The sequence below is a fragment of the Paracoccus sediminilitoris genome, from assembly GCF_003259195.1.
In the GTDB taxonomy this organism is placed as follows: Bacteria; Pseudomonadota; Alphaproteobacteria; order Rhodobacterales; family Rhodobacteraceae; genus Paracoccus; species Paracoccus sediminilitoris.
In genome coordinates this window covers 1-1553 of the sequence record NZ_QJPK01000069.1, presented here as the reverse complement: position 1 = coordinate 1553, position 1553 = coordinate 1, and the positions used below count along the sequence as shown (strand labels likewise).

1 protein-coding gene is annotated in these 1553 nt (G+C 53.8%); it reads left to right on the top strand.

Features of this window, described 5'->3' with window-relative positions; all coding sequences use genetic code 11:
* Positions 1-489: 489 nt before the first annotated feature.
* Entirely contained in the window at positions 490-1080 is a 591-nt protein-coding gene (locus DKT70_RS17550) for a VPLPA-CTERM sorting domain-containing protein (RefSeq protein WP_111560330.1), read from the top strand.
* The last annotated feature ends 473 nt before the right edge of the window (positions 1081-1553 follow it).

Here is a 1553-nt window from a genome sequence, read left to right as displayed (position 1 = left end):
GTCGTTTGCTCCTTCGTGATGAAGCAAACTCTACATCAAACCGAGGGACGTTCCGGGGGGCAGGTCAGAGGCGCTCACCCCCAAAGAACCGACTGACAAAGAAGCGAGATAGCGATGCGGACTAGTCCGTCAGGATTACTGGAGGGGTCGGGCGCTTGATCGATGATCTGAGGAAGTAGCTGGCCGCGCGCTGACAGCGTTTCGCGTGCAAAACGAAATTATGAATGAAACGCAGTAAATAGGCTTGGTCCCAAATTACAACTTTTGAAAGTTTATTTTGCATCTTTAAACGTTAAAGTTGATTTCAGCAATTTAAGGTTGAGATCAACGGGATTGTTTCGCGTTTTCTCTGCGCATATTGCAGGCAGTAAGAGAAAGATCGGGTTGCTCGGTCAGCTTAATAATCCCTTTAGCCATGGTGCGCGTTAACCTTTTGGCATACTCACATGCCTGCGAAGCTCAATTTTCCCTTTTGTTTGGAGGTTGCCCATGAATATTTCTGGAATAGGTGCGACGGCGGCAGTTTTGATGACGATGGCAAGTGGGGCACAAGCAGCAACCTATGCTGCAAGCTCCATCATCGCATCCGAGACCGCCTACGGCACATGCACCCGCATGAATTGCACCGCGAACGATCGCAAGAACGCCGAGAATGCCCTTGGAGAGGCCGACGGTGCCTTCTATGCCATGGGTCTTGGCGGCCAGCTCACAGTAGGCTTCGATGCCAAATCCTTTGCCCCAGGTGCGCGCGTTACAATCAACGAGGTGACCTTCAATGGCCCTCAGAAATCCAACCACTTCGAGGCCGTGGACGTCTACTCCGTTTTTGACGGTGTTGATACCTTCATTGACCGCATCATCAACACTGCGCAGTCGACGACGCTTCTGGTTGCTCAGGGGTTCGAATATATTCGGCTGGTCGACGTAACAAAGGCGGAATTCGCCAGCACGACCAGTTTTGACGGTTTTGATGTTGAATCGATCAGCATCGCGGCCGTTCCCGTCCCCGCAGCAGGCTTCATGCTGATGGCAGGACTGGGCGGCTTGGCGGCTTTTGGGCGTCGTCGCAAGACGGTCTGATCCCCTTTGACATCGGGATTGTCCGCCGGCTGAGCGGGCAATCCAACTTGGGCTCGGCATCGGCCCGCGGGTCCAACACATTCCGATGTCTCCGCTGCATCGCATGATCTTGATCTCGGCATCCTCTACACATTGGAAGACCGGATCAGGAACTGGCTCGCCAGATGGAATAACGCCCCTTCGCGGTCATTTCGCGGATCAGGCCCTGGGCTTCCATCCAGGGATCTGTCGCAATTTTTTGTGAGATCCAAGCTGGAAAGATAGAATGGTGTAAAGTCGGTCCTTTGGGTGAGGAGTGAGCCATGAGCGTGTCATTCAAAGGTGCCCACCTTCCCAAGGACGTGATCTTGCACGCGGTCTTCTTCTATCTTCGCTACGGGGTGTCCTGTCGCGACCTCGAGGAGATCATGGCCGAGCGGGGTGTCAAAGGGGCCATCACCGGTAACGGTGCCGATTTTCTGGTCTTCCTGGAT